Annotated in this window: 19 protein-coding genes and 2 pseudogenes; 9 read left to right on the forward strand and 12 right to left on the reverse strand. The window is 69.1% G+C overall.

Annotation, left to right across the window (positions count from 1 at the left end):
* Positions 1 to 93 precede the first annotated feature (93 nt).
* Together ACWDRW_RS17865 and ACWDRW_RS17870 are read right to left on the reverse strand one after the other, a co-directional pair.
* Positions 94 to 1,437 (reverse strand): WD40 repeat domain-containing protein, encoded by a 1,344-nt coding sequence (locus ACWDRW_RS17865; protein WP_451724209.1) that lies wholly within the window; start codon positions 1,435 to 1,437, stop codon positions 94 to 96.
* 248 nt (positions 1,438 to 1,685) lie between these two features.
* Positions 1,686 to 2,057 carry a hypothetical protein gene (locus tag ACWDRW_RS17870; RefSeq protein ID WP_451724210.1) on the reverse strand — a complete coding sequence of 124 codons (372 nt, stop codon included), beginning with the start codon at positions 2,055 to 2,057 and terminating at the stop codon, positions 1,686 to 1,688.
* 274 nt (positions 2,058 to 2,331) lie between these two features.
* On the opposite strand from ACWDRW_RS17870, the pseudogene ACWDRW_RS17875 reads away from it, so the two are divergent.
* A pseudogene (locus ACWDRW_RS17875) lies at positions 2,332 to 2,763 on the forward strand (transposase family protein); the annotation flags it as partial.
* A gap of 1,041 nt (positions 2,764 to 3,804) precedes the next feature.
* The gene (locus ACWDRW_RS17880) at positions 3,805 to 4,557 is read left to right on the forward strand and encodes a hypothetical protein (RefSeq protein ID WP_451724211.1); all 753 of its coding nucleotides are present in this window, start codon (positions 3,805 to 3,807) and stop codon (positions 4,555 to 4,557) included.
* A 229-nt stretch (positions 4,558 to 4,786) separates the two neighbouring features.
* Here ACWDRW_RS17880 and ACWDRW_RS17885 read toward each other — a convergent pair.
* From ACWDRW_RS17885 to ACWDRW_RS17900, 4 genes and pseudogenes are all read right to left on the reverse strand, one after another.
* A pseudogene (locus ACWDRW_RS17885) lies at positions 4,787 to 4,963 on the reverse strand (transposase family protein); the annotation flags it as partial.
* A gap of 376 nt (positions 4,964 to 5,339) precedes the next feature.
* The gene (locus ACWDRW_RS17890) at positions 5,340 to 5,921 is read right to left on the reverse strand and encodes a hypothetical protein (RefSeq protein WP_451724213.1); all 582 of its coding nucleotides are present in this window, start codon (positions 5,919 to 5,921) and stop codon (positions 5,340 to 5,342) included.
* Positions 5,922 to 6,095: 174 nt separating this feature from the next.
* Entirely contained in the window at positions 6,096 to 6,362 is a 267-nt protein-coding gene (locus ACWDRW_RS17895; RefSeq protein ID WP_451724215.1) for a hypothetical protein, read from the reverse strand.
* A 48-nt stretch (positions 6,363 to 6,410) separates the two neighbouring features.
* A complete protein-coding gene (locus ACWDRW_RS17900) occupies positions 6,411 to 6,734 on the reverse strand; it encodes a hypothetical protein (RefSeq protein WP_451724217.1) in 324 nt (107 codons plus the stop codon).
* A gap of 121 nt (positions 6,735 to 6,855) precedes the next feature.
* On the opposite strand from ACWDRW_RS17900, the gene ACWDRW_RS17905 reads away from it, so the two are divergent.
* Complete coding sequence (locus tag ACWDRW_RS17905; RefSeq protein WP_451724218.1) at positions 6,856 to 8,046, forward strand: IS110 family transposase; 1,191 nt, start codon at positions 6,856 to 6,858, stop codon at positions 8,044 to 8,046.
* A 283-nt stretch (positions 8,047 to 8,329) separates the two neighbouring features.
* On the opposite strand, the gene ACWDRW_RS17910 is transcribed toward ACWDRW_RS17905, so the two are convergent.
* The 6 genes from ACWDRW_RS17910 to ACWDRW_RS17935 all read right to left on the reverse strand — a co-directional run bounded on the left by ACWDRW_RS17910 (position 8,330) and on the right by ACWDRW_RS17935 (position 13,147).
* Positions 8,330 to 9,334, reverse strand: coding sequence for a hypothetical protein (locus tag ACWDRW_RS17910; protein ID WP_451724219.1), 1,005 nt, complete (start codon positions 9,332 to 9,334; stop codon positions 8,330 to 8,332).
* Positions 9,335 to 9,670: 336 nt separating this feature from the next.
* Entirely contained in the window at positions 9,671 to 10,144 is a 474-nt protein-coding gene (locus tag ACWDRW_RS17915) for a tyrosine-type recombinase/integrase (protein ID WP_451724221.1), read from the reverse strand.
* Positions 10,145 to 10,420: 276 nt separating this feature from the next.
* Complete coding sequence (locus ACWDRW_RS17920; protein WP_451724222.1) at positions 10,421 to 10,690, reverse strand: hypothetical protein; 270 nt, start codon at positions 10,688 to 10,690, stop codon at positions 10,421 to 10,423.
* Positions 10,691 to 11,261: 571 nt separating this feature from the next.
* Positions 11,262 to 11,687, reverse strand: coding sequence for a hypothetical protein (locus tag ACWDRW_RS17925; protein WP_451724224.1), 426 nt, complete (start codon positions 11,685 to 11,687; stop codon positions 11,262 to 11,264).
* A gap of 26 nt (positions 11,688 to 11,713) precedes the next feature.
* Positions 11,714 to 12,103, reverse strand: a complete 390-nt coding sequence (locus tag ACWDRW_RS17930; protein ID WP_451724226.1) for a hypothetical protein — start codon at positions 12,101 to 12,103, stop codon at positions 11,714 to 11,716.
* A gap of 408 nt (positions 12,104 to 12,511) precedes the next feature.
* Positions 12,512 to 13,147, reverse strand: coding sequence for a TetR/AcrR family transcriptional regulator (locus tag ACWDRW_RS17935; protein ID WP_451724228.1), 636 nt, complete (start codon positions 13,145 to 13,147; stop codon positions 12,512 to 12,514).
* Positions 13,148 to 13,282: 135 nt separating this feature from the next.
* Between ACWDRW_RS17935 and ACWDRW_RS17940 the strand changes: the two genes are divergently transcribed.
* The 6 genes from ACWDRW_RS17940 (at position 13,283) to ACWDRW_RS17965 (ending at position 20,952) form a co-directional block, all read left to right on the forward strand.
* Positions 13,283 to 14,428 (forward strand): VOC family protein, encoded by a 1,146-nt coding sequence (locus ACWDRW_RS17940; RefSeq protein WP_451724229.1) that lies wholly within the window; start codon positions 13,283 to 13,285, stop codon positions 14,426 to 14,428.
* A gap of 72 nt (positions 14,429 to 14,500) precedes the next feature.
* Entirely contained in the window at positions 14,501 to 15,439 is a 939-nt protein-coding gene (locus ACWDRW_RS17945; protein WP_451724230.1) for a fumarylacetoacetate hydrolase family protein, read from the forward strand.
* A gap of 19 nt (positions 15,440 to 15,458) precedes the next feature.
* The gene (gene mhpA / locus ACWDRW_RS17950) at positions 15,459 to 17,039 is read left to right on the forward strand and encodes a bifunctional 3-(3-hydroxy-phenyl)propionate/3-hydroxycinnamic acid hydroxylase MhpA (RefSeq protein WP_451724232.1); all 1,581 of its coding nucleotides are present in this window, start codon (positions 15,459 to 15,461) and stop codon (positions 17,037 to 17,039) included.
* Positions 17,036 to 19,003 (forward strand): acetoacetate--CoA ligase, encoded by a 1,968-nt coding sequence (locus ACWDRW_RS17955; RefSeq protein WP_451724233.1) that lies wholly within the window; start codon positions 17,036 to 17,038, stop codon positions 19,001 to 19,003. Before mhpA ends, ACWDRW_RS17955 begins: the two co-directional genes overlap by 4 nt.
* The gene (locus tag ACWDRW_RS17960) at positions 19,000 to 19,344 is read left to right on the forward strand and encodes a DoxX family protein (RefSeq protein WP_451724234.1); all 345 of its coding nucleotides are present in this window, start codon (positions 19,000 to 19,002) and stop codon (positions 19,342 to 19,344) included. The genes ACWDRW_RS17955 and ACWDRW_RS17960 overlap by 4 nt, the downstream gene beginning before the upstream one ends.
* A gap of 513 nt (positions 19,345 to 19,857) precedes the next feature.
* Entirely contained in the window at positions 19,858 to 20,952 is a 1,095-nt protein-coding gene (locus ACWDRW_RS17965) for a serine hydrolase domain-containing protein (protein ID WP_451724236.1), read from the forward strand.
* Positions 20,953 to 21,000 lie beyond the last annotated feature (48 nt).

Consider the following 21,000-nt stretch of genomic DNA (forward strand, 5'->3'; position numbering starts at 1 on the left):
GCCCGTGCGCATATCCGCACATGAATGCAGGTGAACGCGACTCAACGACCTCCATCGAGTCCCGGCCCTTTATCGGGTGCGCCGGGCAGGGAATCAGTTGCGGGTGATCTCCACCGTCGCCTCAGCCGAGGAGGCGGCGTGCCAGTGGTCGCCGCCGTACGCCACGACGTAGCGGACCTCGCCGGCCTTGGCCGGGGCGTCGGTAGCCGTGAAGGTACCGTCGGCCGCAACCGGTACGGCGCCCAGGGAGACGCCTTCAGGGTTGGCGGCGTCGTGGCGTGTGACCGTGACCGTGGTGCCGGGAGCGATTCCGGGGGTCAGCGTGCCGGTGAGGGTCAGCGTCCGGCCCTTCCGGCTGCTCGCCGGCGCGTCGAGGGCGAGCACCGTCTGCACCGTGGTGTTGACCGGGAGGGAGTGGAAGCGGAGCCCCATGACCCCGCTCTCCCCCGTCACGGCGAAGAGCCGGCTGCCGTCCGGCGCCCAGGCCAGGCCCCGGACCACCGGGCTCTGCGTGGCGGCGCCCAGCTCGACCGCGGTGAGCGGAGCCGGGGCAGTCGGAGCGTAGAGGGACACGTCCGGTATGTCGGCGCTGGTGTTCTGGGCGCCCCCCGCCACCGTGCCGTCGGGTCCGGCGGCGACGGCCAGGGGCGAGGCCGGGGCCGTATGCGTCGCCACGTCCGAGAGATCGTCGAGGCGGAAGGCCCGGTACCCCGGCGAGATGAGGGCGGCGGTCAGGATCGTACGGCCGTCCGGTGTCACGTCGATGTCCCGCAGACCGTTCATCTCGGTCCCGGACAGCACCCGCCGCTTGGCCATCACGGGCAAGCCGCTGCTCACGTCGTACACCGTGAGGGTGTTGCGGTTGGGGTCACCGGTGCCGACCACCAGCATGTTCGGGTCGGCGGGGGAAGTGACGAGCTCCGCCCCGAAGTCCAGCGAACTGTCCAGCCCCAGTTCGACGACCGGCTCGGGGCCGCGCACGTCGATCGAGCCGAGGTCCCCGCTGACGCCGTAGCCGAACCACAGCTTCCCACCCGCGACCGCCACACCCAACGGGGCTGTGCCGTCCCCCACGTGGTACCGCGCGGTCTCCGCCAGCGTCGCGGTGTCGTACGCCACGATGGTGTCGATGTCCCGCGCGGCCACGTACAGGGTCTGGTTGTCGGGCGAGAGCGCCAGCCCGCTGGCCCCCGGCAGGCCGCCCAGCCATGTGCTCTTCCCGTTGTAGTCCGTCACCACTACCCGGCCGTCGACTCCGGCCGGCATGCTGAGGAAGATCTTCTGATGGCTCCCGTCGACCTTCATGTCGGCGAGCTGGTACAGCGGCAACGACACACCGGTCGCCGCGTGCGCCGGTGTGGCCCCCGGTATCGCCAGCAGTACCGAACCGAGCGCCGCAGCGAACGTGGCACCCAGCGTGCGTCTGGATCTGCGCACGGCAGAACCCCCCTATGTGTCCTGTGAGTTCGCACCGGCAGCCCCCTCGACCGGCCGGCGGAGACGACGCATGACGCCGCCGTCGATCATTCTGCGCCACGATGTACGAAACCGCCGGTCCATTTAGCAAGAAAAGCCAAGAAACCAGAGCCTGTTGGGCAGATCACGATGTCACCCGATCGTGCAGCGGACCCCCGACGCCGGGCTCCGGGTCGGTTCAGCAAGAACGCGCCACCTCGCCACCGCGATCACACGGGCACGTAAAGGTCCTGCGGCGAAGCGCCCAGGATGAGCCCGTTGTCGAAGCGGACGCGCACCGTCACCAGGGGTCCCTGTTCCTGGAACGCCACCCACGCCGGCTCCAGCGCGCCAACCTTCTGCTCCAGCTGACTCCTGCTCTCCGGGGGCATGCCGTCACCGTAGGAGTCGAGCAGCGACTTGAGCCGCTCGTACTCGCGGACGGCGGCGTCCTCACGGACGTGCTCCGTGACTTCTACTACGGTTCCCACGGTGTCGGCGGCGAGGGAGAGGATGCCGATGACCACCCCGGACACCTCGATCGGATCGGTCAGGCGAAGATCGGCGGCCAGCTTGACGCGCTGGCCTTCCTGCAAAGTCATGGGATTCCCTGTTCCACGGTTCGGTCGTGCTCGTCCCATGATCGCGCCCGCCCCGCTGAACCGAAACCCGGCCAGGCTGCAGCGACCTTGAGGCCGAACCCGATCAGGACGACGACCGTGATGCGGTCCATGGCGCGGCGCACGGAAGGCTTCTGGAAGAAGGCGTGGGGTTTGGCCAGGAGCAATCACGTAGCCGCCAAGCCATACGGCGGTCGGCATCGCGTGAATGAGCACCAGCAGCGCCATACCGGCGTGCGGGGACAGCCCAGTCGCGTACGTGGACGAGACGGCCGACGTCCTCGCCGCCTGGGCGCCCAACCTGCGCGAGGCCCTGACCGGCCGAGGGGAGGAAGAGTTCGTGATCCAGGACGGCACTCTGATCCCCACCGACTGGGTCGCGGCGGACGAGCCGTCCTACGCGCAGAAGCACAAGAAGCACGGCATGAATGTGCAGGTCGTCGCCGCACCCGACGGCACACACGTGTGGTTCTCGCGGGCCCTGCCCGGACGCACTCACGACCTGACCGCCGCCCGTGCTCACGGCGTGATCGAGAACTGCCGCACACGACAGACCCTCGTCCTGGCCGACCGCGCCCGCCAGGGCGCCGGCGCCACAGCCCGTACCCCCTCCTACCACCACGAACTGCCCGAGCACTACCAGCAGTGCAACCGGGATCACGCCCGACTACGCGCCCCCGGTGAACGCCCAGGCGGCGAACGCGGCGTCCCGCTGGGCCCGTTGACGTCCTCTGGGCCATGCTGCGTGACAAGCGACACTTCACGCCCACTCCACCAGCCACCCAATCGGCTTGACGCCGTCATTGAGACTCACTCGACCGGGGCGTGAGGCGGGTCGGGTGCGGCAGAATACGGAACCAACGCGGCTTCTGTGCCTGTGGGTTGGGACTTCGAACACCTACCTCAACGCACGTGAGCCTCGTGCGTTGCGCAAGGGCTCACTGACACCAAGTCGCTCCGACAATCGGCCGCCGACGCGGGCATGACGATCACCACGCGAGTGGTGAAGACTGGATAGATGCGATCTCACCCCCCAGGCGGACTCCTGTTCGTCGCGCTCGGTCTCATCCTTGTCGCCGCCGGCTACGTTTGGAGAGGACGTGTCCTGCGTCCCCTCTCGGCGAAACGCGCCCAGGCAGCCGTGACCCGGGATCGTTCCAAAAACCTGCTGCGCTCTGCGGACATGGCAATCGCAGGAGCGCGTCGACGGGCCGCACATGACGAACCGGCCATCGTCACGGTCGGAGACGTGACCAGGGTGGCGCGCCAGCACTACGGGTACCACCTTGTGGAGCGCGAAGAAGCAGCTGCCGCCCTCCGCCAGCGCTATGAGGCCGCCGACTGCCGCGTGGACTGCATGACCGACGCTTTCAACTGACTGCCTCCCCGGCAAGGCCTTGACGCCACAGGCCCGGAGCTGTCACCTGATAGGTGGTCACGCTGAAAATCCTCAGAGTCCGTCTCCCCTGCAGTGTCCACGCATCAGCTTCACGCCGTCCGCGACCACGACCACGCGACTGTTCTGGAACAGCTGAAGCTTGGCCATGTTGCCCTGCCCCAATTAGCCGCGGTGGCGGCGCCGGTCACCTCCGGGAACTTCACACCGCGGGTGTCCGTGCCGTCCTCGGGGATGTTCAGCGTCCAGGAGTAGGCGTCCATTCGTTCCGGGCGGGTCCGCGAGCGGCCACGGGTCTTGCGGGCGGTGCGCGCGCTCCCCCATCGTCGTCACATGGGGATGGAGATTCTGACGACGTGCCTGCTCTCGATGGCGGCCGTGAATGTCGCGATGTGGCTGATCCGGCTGTGGCGGCGCTCGGTCGAGACCCGAGGAGTCCTGCAGGTGCGGGCCTGGCCGGGGCTCGACATCTACCACGCGGAGCTGCTGAACGCCGGCGAACGGCTGTGCTCCACCGACCACCAGCCCCGCGATCTGGAACGCAACTCCTGTCGCGCGGCCGAGGTGGCTGTCCGTCTGCTGCGACAGGACGGCCTGATCGACGACACCGTCATGAAAGTGGTCCCGGACGCAGCCGAACCAGCCCACCCGGTCACCGCGGCCGCATTCCGTCTCATCGACCAATCCTGGATCATCCCCAGTGAGATGCGCACGGGACACGTAGGCCGCGACCCCGACTTCCAAGCCGCCGTCCGCGCGCACCTCAAGGAGCTCTTCGTCCACGCCCCGGCCACCCGGCGCCATCCGGCCACCACGACCGTGCAGGCGGCCCTCTGGGCCTACGGCCTCGGCGCGGCAGCGCCAGCCGTGCACACGTTTCTCCTGCTGCGCGGTTCCGCTTCCGACGACCCCTACGTCGTGCAGGGCGCGTTCGTGCTCGCCTTCCTGGTTTTCGTGGCCGCCCTGATCGTCCTCACCGCCCAAGCGGGTAACACATGGCACCCCCTGGAGGACACCGGCGTACCACCCGGCCTCACGGAACTGTCTCAGCCCCACCACGGCGATGATCCACCGGCAGTGGCATGAACCAGCACGGCAAACCCCCCGACACCGGTCCGGGACAGCCCCTCCGGGTGGACACTGCGGCGCGTCCGGGGCCTGGCGCAGTCCTGACGACATGCCGTTGCCCCCACGTTCTCGCGCTGCGGCAGACACGGTACGCGAAACCGTCGATCTCCTGGCCTCACTCGCTCCGACGCAAGCACAAGAGCTCCTGGCTGATGATCTTGGTTGTGAACCCGTCTACCAGGAGGACCGTCGCGATCCCGATGTGGAAACCCGCCGCGAGGCGGGCGTAGGTGTCACCGCAGCGCAGGTGCGCGAGGACGAGCAGGGCCTGCCGGCCACAGGTGAGGCGGCGCCAGCGGGAGCCGATCCGGCGCCGGTGACCCGCGAGCAGACCGGCAAGACGCTGCAGGGTGCGGCTGGACAAATGGCAGACGGGTAGTCAGGTTCTCGCCGCCCCAGCCGGGCGCCTGTCTGGGCATCGGACGCACTGCCGGGAGCCACGCACGACCTGACCGCGGCCCGGACCCACGGCATCCCGTCCGCTCTGACCGCCGACGACATCAAGTGCTGTGCGGACAAGGCCTATCAGGTGCGAGCCCCAGCATCCGTGTCCCTTCGGGACAGCAACCTGCGCGGCTGACGCCAGCGTCACAACCGGGACCATGCCAAGATCCGCAGCCTCGGCGAACGCGCCGTAGCGATCCTGAAGAGCTGACGGGTCCTTCACCGCCATCGTCAGAGCCGTCGTCACCCTCGAACTCGCCATCTGATCAAGATGGAGAGCGCTCAGATCGGTGGGGTCAGGTCACCGAGATTTGCCACTTGCCATGTTCGGACAGGGTCACGTATCCGTGCTGCGGAAGGCGCAGGGTGCCCTTCTGGTTGACAGCGGAGGTGAAGCGGATCCGCTGCTTCCCGCCGTTGGCCGGCGTGTAGATGATGGTGCCGGGGGAGTCGATGAAGTCGTAGTGCACAACCGGGGCGTATTCGAAGTACGGCTTGGGGCTGAAATAGCCGAAGGTCTGGGTTCCCTTTCCCCGGGTTGTTTTGGTCGGGAGCTGAGGCAGCGCGTCGCTGTCCACGATGCGCACCTTCCACCGGCCCAGGCCACTGGCGGCCTCGTTGCCCACCATGACTCGCCAGATGGCGAGGGCGTCGCAGTCGGCTGGCAGGACAATGTGCGACGGCCCAGTCCGGCCGATGGTGACGAGCGTGTCATGGGCCCGCTGATGATAGGGACCCTTGCGCACGGTCGACAGGTTGAAGCTCGTGGTGAAGCCCGCGCGGAACTCCAAGAGGACCGGCTTTCCGTCCCCTGCGCCCGGTATCTCGACAATCCGGCTGCGCCAGCCGGACCATTTAGCGGACGTGGTGCTTCCCACGTTCCCTCCCCTGTGTCGGTCGCGAAGCGCTCGGGAGTCATGGTGGCACGCGGGCCCCGGCTCCGACTCCGCTCCAGCCCGACGAGGGCCAGCTGTCGCTCAGGAGAAGATCCTGGCATCGCTGACGCCGGGACGGACTCCGCCTTCGGCAGACCGGCCTCCGTGCACGGCGGGTTACCGACTGAGGAGGTTCAAAAGGGGCTTCGCTTCCTCGTCCCTGTTGAACCACCCGTCACGTTGGAAGAGGCTCAGGCACCCGGCTTCAGCCCGGTCGAGGACATCCGTCGATCCCGCGACGCACGACAGCCACTCAAAGCGGTTCGGGGCGCCCGCGACGAAGTCCCTATCCAGCAGGTCCGGAGCCTGCTCGACCTGCCCGCCAGGCAGCGTGGTGACCACCCGTCTGCCACGGACCGTTCCGGCGATGCCGAGTTCGCGCATCAGGCGCTCGACGGGCAGCGGGCCACCCGGTAACCGTGCCGGTTCAGCTCACGCCAGATCTTCCTCGCCCCGCAAGCGCGGTAGTTGGCCTCGAACACCCCGCTGATCCGGGTTCTTCCGTTCGACTTCACGGACGGTGCGTGCGGCAGGTGCGGCCTGGCGTTTGCGGTGGGCATAGTAGATGGTGGGGGCGATCTTGCAGTCGTGTTCGGCCAGGACCCGGCAGATCGGTTCGACGCCGCCGAAGCGGTCTTTGTACACGTCGATGAACGCTGTGAGCGTGTGTGGCCGGTCGGGCTCGGCCACGAAGAAGGACGCGGCAGCCTTCAGGATTTCGTTGGCCCGCTTGAGCTCGACGTTCTTCGCCTGCATCGCCGCGGACTCCTCCGTGGCCGTCCCGGACGCTGCCCCAAGAGCGAATGATCGCTGAGTAGGGAATCGACAGCGAGGTCGTCCGTGGCAGGAACCAGCAGTACACCGCACGGAGGCACCAATGGCCATGATCTGGGCCGGCATCGACGCAGGTAAAACTCACCACCACTGCGTCGCGATCGACGAGAGCGGCCGCCGGCTGCTGTCACGACGCGTCGCCAACGACGAACCCGAACTCCTCCAGCTCCTCGCCGACATCCTGGCTCTGGGCGACGAGGTGGCCTGGGGCATTGACCTGGCCGACGGCGGAGCCGCCCTGGCCATCACGATCCTGTTCAACCATGAGCAGCCGGTGCACTACATCTCCGGCCGGGCCATCCACCGCGCCTCCGAGAGCTACCGCGGCGAGGGCAAGACCGACGCCAAAGACGCCGCAGTCATCGCCGACCAGGCTCGCATCCGCCGCGACCTGCACCCCTTACGCACCGGCGACGAGACCGTCACCGACCTCAAGATCCTCACCGGCCGTCGCATGGACCTGGTCGCCGACCGCGCCCGCACTGTCAACCGGCTCCGAGCCCAACTCAACGACATCTTCCCCGGCCTGGAGCGGGCACTGGACCTGACCAACACCGGCCCGCTCATACTGCTGACCGGCTACCAGACCCCGGCCTCCCTCCGCCGGACAGGCAAGAAGCGGCTCGAGGCCTGGCTGCGCAACCGCAAGGTCCTGCGCGCCGACCGGCTCGCTGAGACAGCTCTGGAGGCTGCCGGGCGCCAGCACACCAGCTTGCCCGGCGAGAAACTCACCGCTCAGATGGTGCACACGCTCGCGCGGGAGGTGATGGCCCTCAACCAGCAGGTCGCCGAGCTCGACAAGGCGATCGAGGTCCGGTTTGGCGAGCATCGGGACTTCGACGTGATCACCAGCATGCCGGGTCTGGGCGTCATCCTCGGCGCCGAGTTCCTGGCCGCGACCGGCGGTGACATGACTGCCTTCGGCACCGCAGACCGCCTCGCCGGCTTCGGCGGCGTCGCACCCGTGCCCCGAGACTTCGGCAAGATCAGCGGCAATCTCCGTCGGCCACGGCGCTACAACCGCCGCCTCCAACGAGTCTTCTACATCTCCGCGTTGTTCAGCATCCGCCATTGCGATGAGTCCCGCCGGTTTTACGAACGCAAGCGAGCCGAGGGCAAGCGCCACATCCAGGCCGTCCTCGCCCTGGCCCGGCGCCGCGTCAACGTCCTCTGGGCCCTCCTCCGCGACGGACGGACCTACGAACTCGCGCCACCCAGCACTCTCGCGGCTTGACAGACCGCATTAGGAATCAGTGGATACACGTGCGAGGCGAGCGGGCAGACGAAGTCGTCCTCGCGCACGAGGTTGCGCTCCGGGCAGTCAGGGGACCGCCGGATACCACCCGCCAGTTTCCCGTCGACTCCGGCCTGGAGTGGGCCCTCCGGGCACAGTGGGTTGTCTGTGAAAAGTCGCGGGCGGGCACTGGATGGCTGCGGCGATGACGGTCATCTGGTTGGGGCTGCAGCGGGCCCGGCGGAGGATCTGCCAGTACTTGAGTAATCCGCGCGCCGTGGGCTCAGAACTCATCCATCGGGACGTCCTCAGAGGTGAGCTCACTCGCCTCGAACTCGGCGTCGTCCATCATCGCCCCACCGAGAAGACCCGTCATGAGATCCTCCACGTCGAGCATCGTCGCACGGCCCGGAGCGGTGGGCTTGGCGCCCTCAACCATCCGCAGAGTCAGGCCGAGCTTGTTCACCTCGGCGTTCTTGGTCAGCTTGGTAAGGTCGAGGTCCACCTGGGCCAACTCGCCGTTCTTGAGCGTGAAGTCCGCCGTCACCTTGGCATTCGGGGCGTCCTTCAGGTCCTTCTCCGTCGGGATCGGCGCGCCCGGCGGCAGGTCCTTCAGGAGGGGCTGGAGCTCCCCCAACAGCTCGGTCATCAGGGTGCGGAAAGGAGCAGTCGCGGTGACGTGCTCGGTGCCGTCCCCGGCGTCGGCCGTCTTGAACTCCACCTCACGCGCGACGACCGTGCGGAGAGCCTTCATGAGCTTCTTCTGCGCGTTGGCATCGAGGGACGGCGCGGGAGCAGGCTCGGCCTCCGGCCCCTCCCCGGCGGCCTCCTCCATCTCCTTGACGTTGAACTTCACCCACTTGCCCTCGATGACGTCCTTGAACGCCCCGGCCTCCGGGGGAAGATCGTCCGCGTCCGGCACGGGGGCGCCCATCGTCTCGCCCATGGCATCCATGTCGGCACGGATGTAGGCGTAGTCACCTACCAAGCGGTACTCGACGAGGTCGCCGTCCGCGCCGCTGACCTTCATGGCCATGCCGACGAAGTCGTTCTCGCCGGACTTCTCCAGCGGCTTCTTCGACTGCACAGTCATGGTGATCTTCGCGCCGCTGAACAACTCGGCGACCTCGGGGGGCATCTCGTCGCCGGGCGCGGGGTCGGACGCGGCGTCCAGCGCCTTCAGCGACGCAACATCGGTGTCCAGATCGAGCTCGAAAGAGAGCGTGTTCTTCTCACCGAGCTTGTCGAAGGCCCGGTCGAGCTTCTGGCCGGCGGACAGCTGCTCCACCGTGCCGCAGGCAGCGGAGCCCGCGAGTACCGTACCGACGACGGCGGCAGCGGTCAGGGTCTTGCGTATGGCGTTGATGATGGTCTCCTCGTAGCTCCGACCACAACGTGATCAATAAGGAGACCCACAGGCCAACCACAAGGTTGCTCTGTCCCGGTGGCGGAACCTTGCCCGGGCGCACGTCCGTACGGATGGTGGCGTGCAGCAGGTGCAGAGCGCGGGCTCCCCAGCGGACCTTGTGGTCGGTGTTCATGCCCTGCGCGCCCCGGAGGGCGAGGTAGAACTCGACCATGTCCGGGCGCACCATCGGCAGGGCCGCGGCGCGGGCCCGGCGCATCAGTCCCCCACCCGGTCGGCGCCGATGGCGGCACTGGCCTGCAGGTACTGCTCGACGAGCCAGGCGTTGGCCAGGTGGATATAGATCCGGGTCGATTCGATGGAGCGGTGTCCGGCCTGGTCCTGTACCGCTTCCAGGGCCATGCCCGCCTCCCGCAGCCGGGTCAGACAGGTGTGCCGGAGTTGGTGACATGTCAGCTTTGGCAGGCCGGTCCGTTTCCGGACGCCGTCGAGGATCTCGTCCAGGCCGTCGGCGGAGAGCGGCCGGCCGCGGGTTGGCCCGCGCGACACCACGAACGGATGGTCGTGCTCGACCGGCGGACGCTCACGGTCCAAGTAGACGCCGACCGCGCTGAAGAATTGCGCGGAGATGGGTATCAGACGTTGGTGCCCGCCTTTGCCCTCGCTGATGAAGACCCGACGCTCGCCCGGGGAGAGGTCACCAGGCGCAAGCCGAGGACCTCGCAGCGACACAGACCGCCCAGTAGCATCGCGAGGATCATGGCTCTGTCCCGCGCGGTGTTCGGTGCGGCAAGGACCGTCTCGACCTCGCCTGGCCCATGGACGCGTGGGAGGGTGCGAGGCGTGCGTAGGAGCGGTGCCCCGCGGTTGCCGCTGCGGCGGCGGTGGGCCAGTCCTGTCGGCACCGGGTTGCAGTCGATGGCGAGGCCGTCGCGGGTCATCAGGTAGCCGAACAGCCCGGAGATGCTGGCGAGCCGGCGCTTTATGGTGCGTGCCGAAAGCCCGGCTTCACCGTCTTCGAGCCGGACCTTTGGGCCGCGCCATGGCTTCTTCTGTGCCGGCGATGAACGCGAAGACGTCCGCGGTGACGATGTCGGCCAGCTCCTTGGGCACCACCGAGAAGAAGACCTTCAGGTCGTAGGCACTGGCCAGCAGCGTGTTCGGCCGGCAGCGTGCCGACAGGTCGCCCGGTGGATCACCACCACACCGCCGAAGCGCGGCCTGCACCCCACCGAGGCACTCCGTCGGCTGCTTGAACACTGCCCGGAGCTCGACCAAACCCACACCCTGGTACGGCAGTTCGCGGCCATGCGCGACGCCCGCGACGCCGCCCCGCTGCCGCCCTGGCTCGACCAACTCGCGGCCTCTGGCCTGCCTGCCTGCCTGCCTTGGCGAGCCTGGCCCACGCCATCCGCGAAGACCAAATGGCAGTTGTGCAGGGCATCACCACCCCGCACAACTCCGGCGTCAACGAAGGCCGCATCACGGACCTGAAGCTCCAGAAACGGGGCATGGCCGACCGCGCCAGCGTTCCGCTCCTGCGCCACCGCGTCGTCCTCATGGCTGGCCCACCTCCGACGCCGCTACCCGTGACGGAGCGTCACCGGTGCACGGTGGCATACGCCTGCTTCACGGCAATCTCGCCAGGGCCACCACGTGTACGCCGACGACCGCGTGCTTGTCTACCAAGTGCCCGGCTCGGAAGCCGCAGTGATGACCCTGGCGGAACCTGCCGCAGGACAAGCTGATCGCTGCCTAGTCGGCACCAACTCGCTGGTGGACAGCGCCTTGTGCCGGTGCAGACCGCGACCGGCTGCCGGTCACTGGGCCCGGCAGCCCGGTGGACAAGTCAGGACGCGCTCTCGTTCTTCCAGCCCGAACACGAGTTCATGTCGTACGTGCGGGTGCCGTATTCACCGAGGCAGACCCGGTACTCGACCCAACCGGACTCCGGAAGGTCCATGTTGATGTCGAGCCGGGATCCATATCCGTAGTGGTTCCAGTCCTTGATCAGCGTGCTGCCGCTGTCGGATCTGTAGTACATGACCATCACGGAGTGGCCGTCGGAATTGTTGTCCCAGACCAGCAGATGCTCGCCGTCGCGGACGAACGACGCAGACCCGTCACAGAAGTTCGGTTCATCGGTGCACAGGTCGCCGGCGTGGGTGCCGGGATAGGTGACGGTGTACGTGGAGGCGGAGGCGGGGGTGGCCACGGCGAGTACCGCCAGCATGCCTGCGGCCGCGGCGCCTATGAGCTTGGAGTGCTTCTTCATCCTGGTGGTCCTCGCATTTGACGGTTTCACAGCGGCAGCAGGCGATCGCAACGTCGACGGCCGCAGGTGAATGGGGAGCGAACGGATGCTAACGGAAAGGTTGATCTTGGGCCAGGGTCAGGAGCTGTTACGAGCTCGTCGTTGGCCACCACGGTGAGCGGGTACGCCTGCTCGGAGACGATGGCGGGGCGCACTTCGGACTCGGTGAGCAGGTGCACCTGGAAGCGCGGGCCGCTCGCCTGGGAGGTGTCGGCGGCGTACTCCTTGGCCAGGGTGGCCCACAGGTTGTTCATCCACCGTGTGGCCATGCCGTTGAAGTCACCGGCGTCCGCGATGCCGCGCTCGACGATGGGGGTGGCGCCGGCGGCCAGCGGACCTTCCTCGATCCGCTTGGGGAATGCCTGGTAAGTGGCCACCCACTGGGTGTTGCCGGGGCCCAAGGCCCTGACCAGGACCGCATGTTCCGCCTCGCGATGGACACGCTGATCACCGGTCTGGAAGGGCGGCTCACCGGCGATCGGGACGGCCGGAACGCCGGCCTTTGAACCACCATTCTGAGGCGCCCCACCCCAGGCCCCGGCTCCTGAGCCGCCCCCGCGGTCGGGGGTCGCACGGCCGGGCACACCGCCAGCCGCAGCGGACCCGTTGCCGGCCCCTCGAGGTGGCTCGCGCCGGGGGTCTCCCTGGCCTCGTAGGCGCCGAGCGCGTGGGGGCGGCCACCGCCCCGGTCCGCGACCTTGGAGAGCGAACCGACGCCCGCTCTCCAGTGGCCGCTCGGTCATCTTCCGCCGGGGCTCGTCGGGGAGTGCCTGGAGGCAGTGCGGTCAGTCGAGGTCAGGCAGGGGGCGCCGGGCGACGTCGTGGGCCTCGGCCGGTGGCAGGCCCAGCATGCGCAGCACCATCTCGGCGAGGTTCACCGCGGCCTCGTCGCCGTCCACCTCGGGGCGGGCGAACCGCAGCTCCACCAGTGACAGCAGCGTTCCGCCCAGGGCCGACAGCGCGACCACCGGGTCGAGGGTGGTGAAACGGCCGGAGGCGATGCCGACCTGGACATCGCGCAGCGCCCGGCGGGCCAGGCCGTTGTCCGAGTGAACGTACCCGAGGCCCCGGCTGCGCAGGACCCGCATCAGCTCCGGGTGGGAATCGGCCATCCGGGCACTGAGCCGGAAGCCGGCCGCGACGAGTTCCGCCGGGTCGTCCATCCCGGCCAGGCGCTCGTCGAAGCTCTGGCCGAACTCCTCCAGGGCGTCCACCACCGCCGCCTCGAACAACTCCGCCTTGGAGTCGAAGTGGTTGTAGAAGGAGCCGAATCCCACGTCCGCGCGCTCGGCGATCGCCTGGATGCTGGTGCTGGTGTCACCGTTCTCGGCGAGTATCTGCCGGGCCGCGCGCACGAGAGCCCTGCGGGTTTCTGCGCGACGCCGCTCGAACCGGTTGCTGGGCGGGGCTGACGTAGACATGCGCCGAGTCTAGCGGGCGGGGCGATGACTGTCACAGTCCTGATGAATCCATCATTTCCCGCTGCGAACATCTTGACGATGGAACTGTCACAGTTGATGATTTCCTCATTACGGCAATGTTGCTCGGAGGGCACCATGTCTGAAACCCGCGTCAACGGGGCCGATGTCGTCACGGCCCACCAAGACCTCCACAGCGAGCAGGGCGCCCTGCGCGGCGAACACCCCGGCCGCTCCCGGAACCCCGTGATCAAGGTCGCCGACCTGGCCTGGCTGGAGTTCGAGAAGCCCGACCTGGACCGCGCGGAGGTCTTCGCCCGGGACTTCGGGTTCGGGATCGCCGCCCGCACCGAGCGCGAGCTGTGGCTGCGCGGCACCTTCGCCGGCTCACCCTGCATGGTGATCCGCAAGGGACGCACGTCCCGCTTCATCGGCCCCGCGTTCCGGGCCGCCGAGCGAGCCGACCTCGACCGGCTGGCCCGCGCGACGGGCCGGGATGTGCGGGACGCCGACGTCCCCGGCGGAGGCAAGCTGGTCGACCTGCTCGACCCGTCCGGCATTCCGGTGCGGGTCGTGCACTGCGGCGAGCAGCTTCCGGCCCTGCCGGAACAGCAACCGCTGCTCCTCAACTTCGGCACGGATCACCGCCGTACGAACGCCACCCAGCGCCCGCCACGCGAACCCTCCCGCATCCAGCGTCTCGGTCATGTGGTCCTGGAGACCCGCGTGTTCGGCCGGGCCCTGGACTGGTATCTGGACACCCTCGGCATGATCGTGTCGGACTTCCTGTTCCTCGACGGACAGCGCGACCGCGGCCCGACGATGGCCTTCATCCGCTGCGACCTGGGCGGCGTGCCGACCGACCACCACACCCTCGCCATGCACCTGGGGCCGGGCACGGGCTACGTACACTCGGCCTACCAGGTCACCGACCTGGACTCGATCGCCGCAGGCGGCGAATACCTCAAGGAGCGCGGCTACAAGCGCAGTTGGGGCATCGGCCGGCACATCCAGGGCAGCCAGCTCTTCGACTACTGGCGCGACCCCGACCACTTCATGCTGGAGCACTTCGCCGACGGCGACCTGTTCTCCTGCGACGTCGAGCCCGGCTGGGCACCCATGTCCACCAGCGGACTCGCCCAGTGGGGCCCGCCCGCCACCCGCGACTTCCTCGGCGCGAGCCCCTCCCCGCACCGCGTCCGCGAGGTCATCGAGGCCCTGCGCGGCGACAACGAGATGGACCCGGCGCGGCTCTTCGGCCTGCTCAAGGCCGTCAAATCCTGAACTCCCGCCCCCGAATGATCCCCAGCACCCGAGTGAACCCCCGTACCCCCATCCCCTCACGAAGGCACTGACATGAGCACCAATGTCCTGCGCACCGCCGACGGCTGGTGGGTCGTCCGAGGCGGCCGGGCCGTCCCTGTCGAGACCAAGGCCGTCACCACCGCCGAACTGCTGGCCGACCGCGCCGCCGTGCGCGAGGCCGCCGCCTCCGGCGAAGCGGGCACGCCCGTCGCCGACCTGGTCGCGCTCTCGCCGGTCACCACGCCCTGCCGGGTCGTCGCCCAGATGGTCAACTACCGCAGCCACGCCCGCGACTCGGGCTTCAAGGGCGACATTCCGCCCACCTTCTTCCGCAAGGCGTCCGGCTCGGTCAGCGGTCCCGGCGAGGCCGTGGTGCGCCCCGCGCACGTGAAGTTCCTCGACTACGAGATCGAACTCGGGCTCGTCATGGGCGCGCCACTGCCGATCGGCACCGTGGTCGAGGAACGAGACCTGCCGTCGTACGTCGCCGGACTGGTGATCACCAACGACATCAGCGCCCGCGAGATACAGCTGACCAAGACGCAGTTCTACGAGAGCAAGTCGTACCCCACGTTCACGCCCACCGGCCCGCACCTCACGCTGCTGGAGCCCGAGGACTTCGCTCATCTTCTCGACCTGCGACTGCGGTTGAGCGTCAGCGGCGAGCTGCGCCAGGACCGCACCCTCGCCGACATGATCGTCCGCCCGGCGCAGGCGCTCACCCTGCTGGCCCGCTTCCAGACATTGGACGCCGGCGACCTGCTGCTCACCGGCACTCCCGGCGGGACAGCTCTCAAAGCCCCGCCCAAGGCGGTGGAGAAGATCGGCGCGCTGCTGCCGCCCGCCGTGAAATGGAAGGCGTTCTTCAAGAGCCAGGCGAAGAACCCGCACTACCTGCGCACCGGAGACGTGATCACGGCGACGATCGCGACCCCGGACGGCCGCATCGACCTCGGCGAGCAGCGCACACCCGTCGCGAACGCGAACTGACACCCGAAGTGAGCCGCACATGAACGTCGACGAAGCCGCACGTGTGCCCGTCGTGATCGTCGGGGCCGGGCCGGTGGGTGTGACCGCCGCCCTCCTCCTGGCCCGGCACGGCGTCCGCAGCGTCGTCCTCGAACGCCACAGGGACGTCTACCCGCTCCCGCGCGCCGTCGCCAACGACGACGAGATCCACCGGATCCTCCAGGCCGCCGGCGTCGGCGAGGAGTTCACCGCGATCTCCCGCCCCGCGGGCGGGTTGCGGCTCCTCGACGCCCGCCACCGGGTGATGGCCGAGTTCCGGCGCTCCCGGCAAGGCCATCACGGCTATCCGCAGTCCAGCATGTTCGACCAGCCCGAGCTGGAAGGCGTACTGCGCGCCCAGTTGGCCCGGCACCCGGAGTGCGAACTGCGCGGTGGCGTGGAAGTCACCGGCGTCGGCCCCGACACCGCGGGCCCGGTGCGCGTGACCTACCGCGACGACACCGGCGAGCACGCGCTGTGGGCCGAGGCGGTCCTCGGCTGCGACGGCGCCAACAGCCTCACCCGCGAGGCGATCGGCGGCGTATGGGAGGACCTGCGCTTCGAGGAACGCTGGACCGTCATCGACGCCGAGACGACAGGCCCCGTCCGCTGCTGGGAGGGCGTCGACCAGGTCTGCGACCCAGAGCAGCCGGGCACCTTCATGCACGTGAAGGGCACCCGCTATCGCTGGGAGTTCCGGCAGCGGGAAGGCCAGAAGCCGGTCCGCGAGCTGATCGCCCCGTGGCTGCCGAGCTCGTACGACGGGGACTTCGAGGTCGTGCGCGAGACGCAGTACACCTTCCGGGCACGCATCGCCGACCGGTGGCGCAGCGGACGGGTCTTCCTGCTCGGTGACGCCGCCCACCTCACCCCGCCATTCGTCGGACAGGGCCTGTGCTCGGGACTGCGGGACGCCTACAACCTCACCTGGAAACTCGCCCGCGTCCTCCGACAGGGCGGCGACGAACGGCTGTTGGACACCTACGAGAGCGAGCGCAAACCGCACGCCCGACATGTGGTGCGACTCGCGGTCGCCATGGGCTGGGCCATGACCGGGGGCCAGGACGGCGCCGCCGCGCTCCGCCGCAGCGTGCTGGCCGCGGCCTGCCGCATCCCCGGCCTGACCGCACGGGTCGGCCGCGACCTCAGCCCGCCCCTGACCGCCGGGCCACTGGTGCGGCGCGGTGTCCGCCGCGGCCTGGCGGGCACGCACTGCCCGCAACCATGGGTCAGCGTCGCCGGAGGGCGTGCCCGCCTCGACGAGGTGCTCGGCGACTCCTTCGCCGTCCTGACGGCCACCGCGCCCGGCCCCTCGCTGACCGCGCTCGCCCACGGACTCGGCATACCCGCGCTCCCGGTGGCCGACCTCGGCGACGACGGCACGCTCGCCGCCTGGCTGCGCGCCGGACACGCGGACGCGGTCCTCCTGCGGCCCGACCGGATCGTGATGGACGTCGTCCCCTCCGGCAGCCGGGACTTCCCGTCGACCGCCGTCTGGGCGTCCCTGCTGCACACCACCCGAAGCCCTGTTCCTTCCGAACGGACGGCCCCGAACGCCCTGTTGAGGAGTACGACGCGATGAGGACGCCCTTCTTCACACTCCACCCGCTGACGGCCGCCGCCAGTCGCATCGCGGAGTTCGCCCGGTGCCAGGGCATCGACCCCGACGACTACGCCGCCCTGCACCGCTGGTCGGTCACCGACCTGGAGGGCTTCTGGGGCGCGGTGTGGGACTACTTCGACATCGACTCCCCCACCCCGTACGAGCGGGTGCTGGCCGAGGAGACCATGCCGGGCGCCCGCTGGTTCCCCGGCGCCACGCTCAACTACGCCCACCACGCCCTGCGCAACGTCCGGGACGACGACGTGGCGATCATCGCCCTCGACGAGACCGGCTCGGGGTACGAGGTGACCGGCGAGCGGCTGCGTGCCCTGGTGGCCTCGGTCGCCGCGACCCTGCGCGACCTGGGCGTCGGCCAGGGCGATCGGGTGGTGGGCTACCTCCCCAACACGCCGCACGCGATCGTCGCCTTCCTCGCCGCCGCGAGCCTGGGCGCCGTCTGGTCGGTGTGCGGACCGGACTACGCGCCCCAGGCCGCCGCGGACCGGTTCGCCCAACTCGAACCCACCGTCCTGATCGCCGCCGACGGCTACCTCTTCAACGGCACCACCCACGACCGCCGCGACGCCGTCCTCGAACTCGCCCGCGCCCTGCCGACACTCAAGGCCACCCTGCTGGTGGACCACGTCGGACTGCCCTGGCCGTCGCGCCCGTATCCGTTCCTGGTCGTCCCGTGGGACGACGCATCGACCCGTGCCGAGGAACTCGCCTGCACACCCGTGCCGTTCGACCACCCCCTGTGGGTCGTCTTCTCCTCCGGCACCACCGGCCTCCCCAAGGGCATCGTCCACGGCCACGGCGGCGTGTTGCTGGAGCACCTCAAGACCCTGGCCCTGCACTCCGACCTCGGCCCCGGTGACCGCCTGCTCTGGTACACCACCACGCACTGGATGATGTGGAACATGGTCGCCTCCACCCTCCTGACGGGCGCCACGACATGTACGTACGACGGCAGCCCGGCGCCCTTCGCCCAACCGGACGTCCTGTGGGAACTGGCCGCACGCCACCGGGTCACCGTCTTCGGCACCAGCCCTCAATACCTGCTGGGCATGGCCAAGTTCGGCATCGACCCCTCGGTGCACGACCTGTCCGCGATCCGGGTGGTCGGCTGCACGGGGTCCGCCCTGCCGGCGTCCGCCTACCCGTGGGTCCGCGACCACGTCGGTGAGCACGTCCTGCTGGCCTCCATCAGCGGGGGCACCGACATCGTCTCCGGCTTCGCGGGCAGCGCTCCCAACACTCCCGTGTGGGCGGGCGAGTTGTCCGCACCGCACCTGGGCGTGGCGCTGGCCGCGTACGACGCCGACGCCTCGCCGGTGGTGGACCAGGTGGGCGAACTGGTCGTCACCCGCCCGATGCCCTCCATGCCGCTGTACTTCTGGAACGACCCCGAGGGCACCCGCTACCGGGACGCCTACTTCTCCGCGTATCCGGGGGTCTGGCGGCACGGCGACTGGATCACGGTCACGGACCACGGCTCAGTGATCGTCCACGGGCGCTCCGACAGCACACTGAACCGCAACGGCGTCCGCCTGGGCAGCGCCGACATCCACGACGTCGTCGAACGCCTCCCCGAGATCGCCGAGGCCCTCGTCATCGGCGCCGAAGAGCCGGACGGCGGCTACTGGATGCCGCTGTTCGTGGTCCCCGCCACCGGTGTGACCCTGGACGACGCCCTGCGCGAGACGATCAGGGACGCCATCCGTGCCGGTGCCTCACCTCGTCACGTCCCCGACGAGGTCATCGAAGTACCGGGCATCCCGCACACCCGTACCGGCAAGAAGCTGGAGGTGCCGATCAAGCGGCTGCTCCAGGGGACCCCGGTCGAGCAGGTCGTCAACCCGGCCGCGGTGGACGCCCCCGACCTCGTCGAACACTTCGCCCGCCTGGGCGCCGAACGCCGAAAGCGCAGGACCAGCTCATGACCACCGTGCTCGCCGTCTTCATGTCCCTGATCTTCCTCCCGCTGGGCCTGGCGAAGATCGCCGCGGTGCCGTTCATGCGTCAGGCGGCGGCCCACCTCGACATGTCGGTCGGCTTCTACCGCGTCGTCGGCGCGCTGGAGGTGGCAGGAGCAGCCGGTCTGCTTCTGGGGCTGGCCTGGACGCCGCTGGGCGTGGCCGCCGCCACGGGCCTCGCCCTGCTCTTGGCCGGAGCGGCCGTGGCCCACCTGCGCCACGGAGACCCGGCGGCCCGCGCCGTCCCCGCAGGCGTACTGGCCCTGATCGCGGTGGCATACGCGGCCACGGCGGTGGCCGCCGGCTGACGCATCTCCTGTACGGGCCGGGCCGGGGCAGCCCCGTGAGGGCGGCGGCTGCCTTTCCCCAGCTCCCCGCGGGCCGCCACGCACACCGGCCTCCCCTCTCCCCCTCAGGCCGGGGTAGCCCGCGCCAACGTCCGGGGCCTGCGCGGTGACTGTCCCGACAGGCCCCGGCCCTGGACTCCAGCGGGAGGCGTTCAGGAGCGAGCATGAAGCCGAGGCGCAGGAAGTGCAGTGCGTCGACCAACGACTTCACCACGAGCCCGCGTGTCGTCAGCACTTCCCGATGTTCAGGCCCTGGAGCTCAGGAACATGACCAGATAGCGCAAACCCATGGCCGTGCTGCGTACCTGACGTGATGTCCATCCGGCTGGCACCCGTTCGAGTTGGGGCGTAACCCGGATCGCTGGTGATCCTTGCTGTTCCTAATGTCGCATCATGATCTTTCGTCGTTCGTGGTTGTCCGCTGCCGTGCTGGCACTGGCTGTGTCATCCCTGCCGTCCGCTACGGCTTCAGCCATGCCACGCCCAGCCGGCACGGCGTGGTCGGTACAGCGTGCCGCCGAGGCGCTGCGCGATGCCGGGGTCACGGGGGTGGCGGTCCGTCTGGAGACCCGGCGCGGAACGGTCACGGCGCGCGCCGGGGTGGGAGACCTGGTCACTGGCCGTCCGGTTCCGACGGACGGCTATCTGCGTCTGGGCAGTACCACCAAGACGTTCGTCGCCACCGTCGTGCTGCAGTTGGCGGGCGAAAATCGGATCTCCCTCGACCAGACGGTAGAGCAGCTGCTGCCCGGGGTCGTCTCCGGTGCTGGAAACGACGGCCGGACCATCACCGTCCGCGACCTGCTGCAGCACACCAGCGGCCTGTCCGACTACGTCTACGACGTCTTCCCCGACCCCAGTGTCCAGACGTACTTCGCCAACCGATGGCGGGCGTACGCACCCGAGGAGCTGGTGAAACTGGCCATGCGCCATGAACCTGCCTTCCCGGCAGGCACCCGCTGGTCGTACTCCAACACGAACTACGTGCTTGCCGGAATGATCATTGAGAAGATCACCGGGCACACCTGGGAACAGGAGGTCGACGACCGCATCCTGCGCCCGCTCGGCATGCAGCACACCGAGACCCCCGGCACCTGGCCCTTCCTGCCGTATCCGCACGCGGCCAACTACCAGCAGTTCACCGTGAACGGCCCGCGGGTCGACACCACGATCCCCTACCGCCCCTTCGACAGCGGGGCCGACGGCTCGATGACCGGCACGGCCCACGACCTCAACCGCTTCTTCGCCGCACTGGTAAGTGGGCAGTTGCTCAAGCCCGCCGAGCTCGCTGCCATGCAGACCACTGTGCCGGTGCCGCACGACAGCGGGCACCCGGAAGGCACCCGGGACGGCCTGGGTCTGTTCTTCACTCCCCTGTCCTGCGGCGGCGGCTACCTCGGACATGGAGGAAGCGGTTTCGGATATGTCATCCGGGCAGCGACCACCATGGACGGTCAGCGCACCGTCACCGTCTCCGCGCACAGCCGATCCGCGGACCCGCAGACCGCGGCCCGTCAGGAAGACGCGCTGCAGAGCCTCATGGACCACGCCCTGTGCCGTTCCGCCTGAGAGTCTGCGCTCGGCGCAGCAGTGAAGCGCAGTCGATTCGTGCTGGGC

The sequence above is a fragment of the Streptomyces sp. NPDC003635 genome (assembly GCF_053587635.1).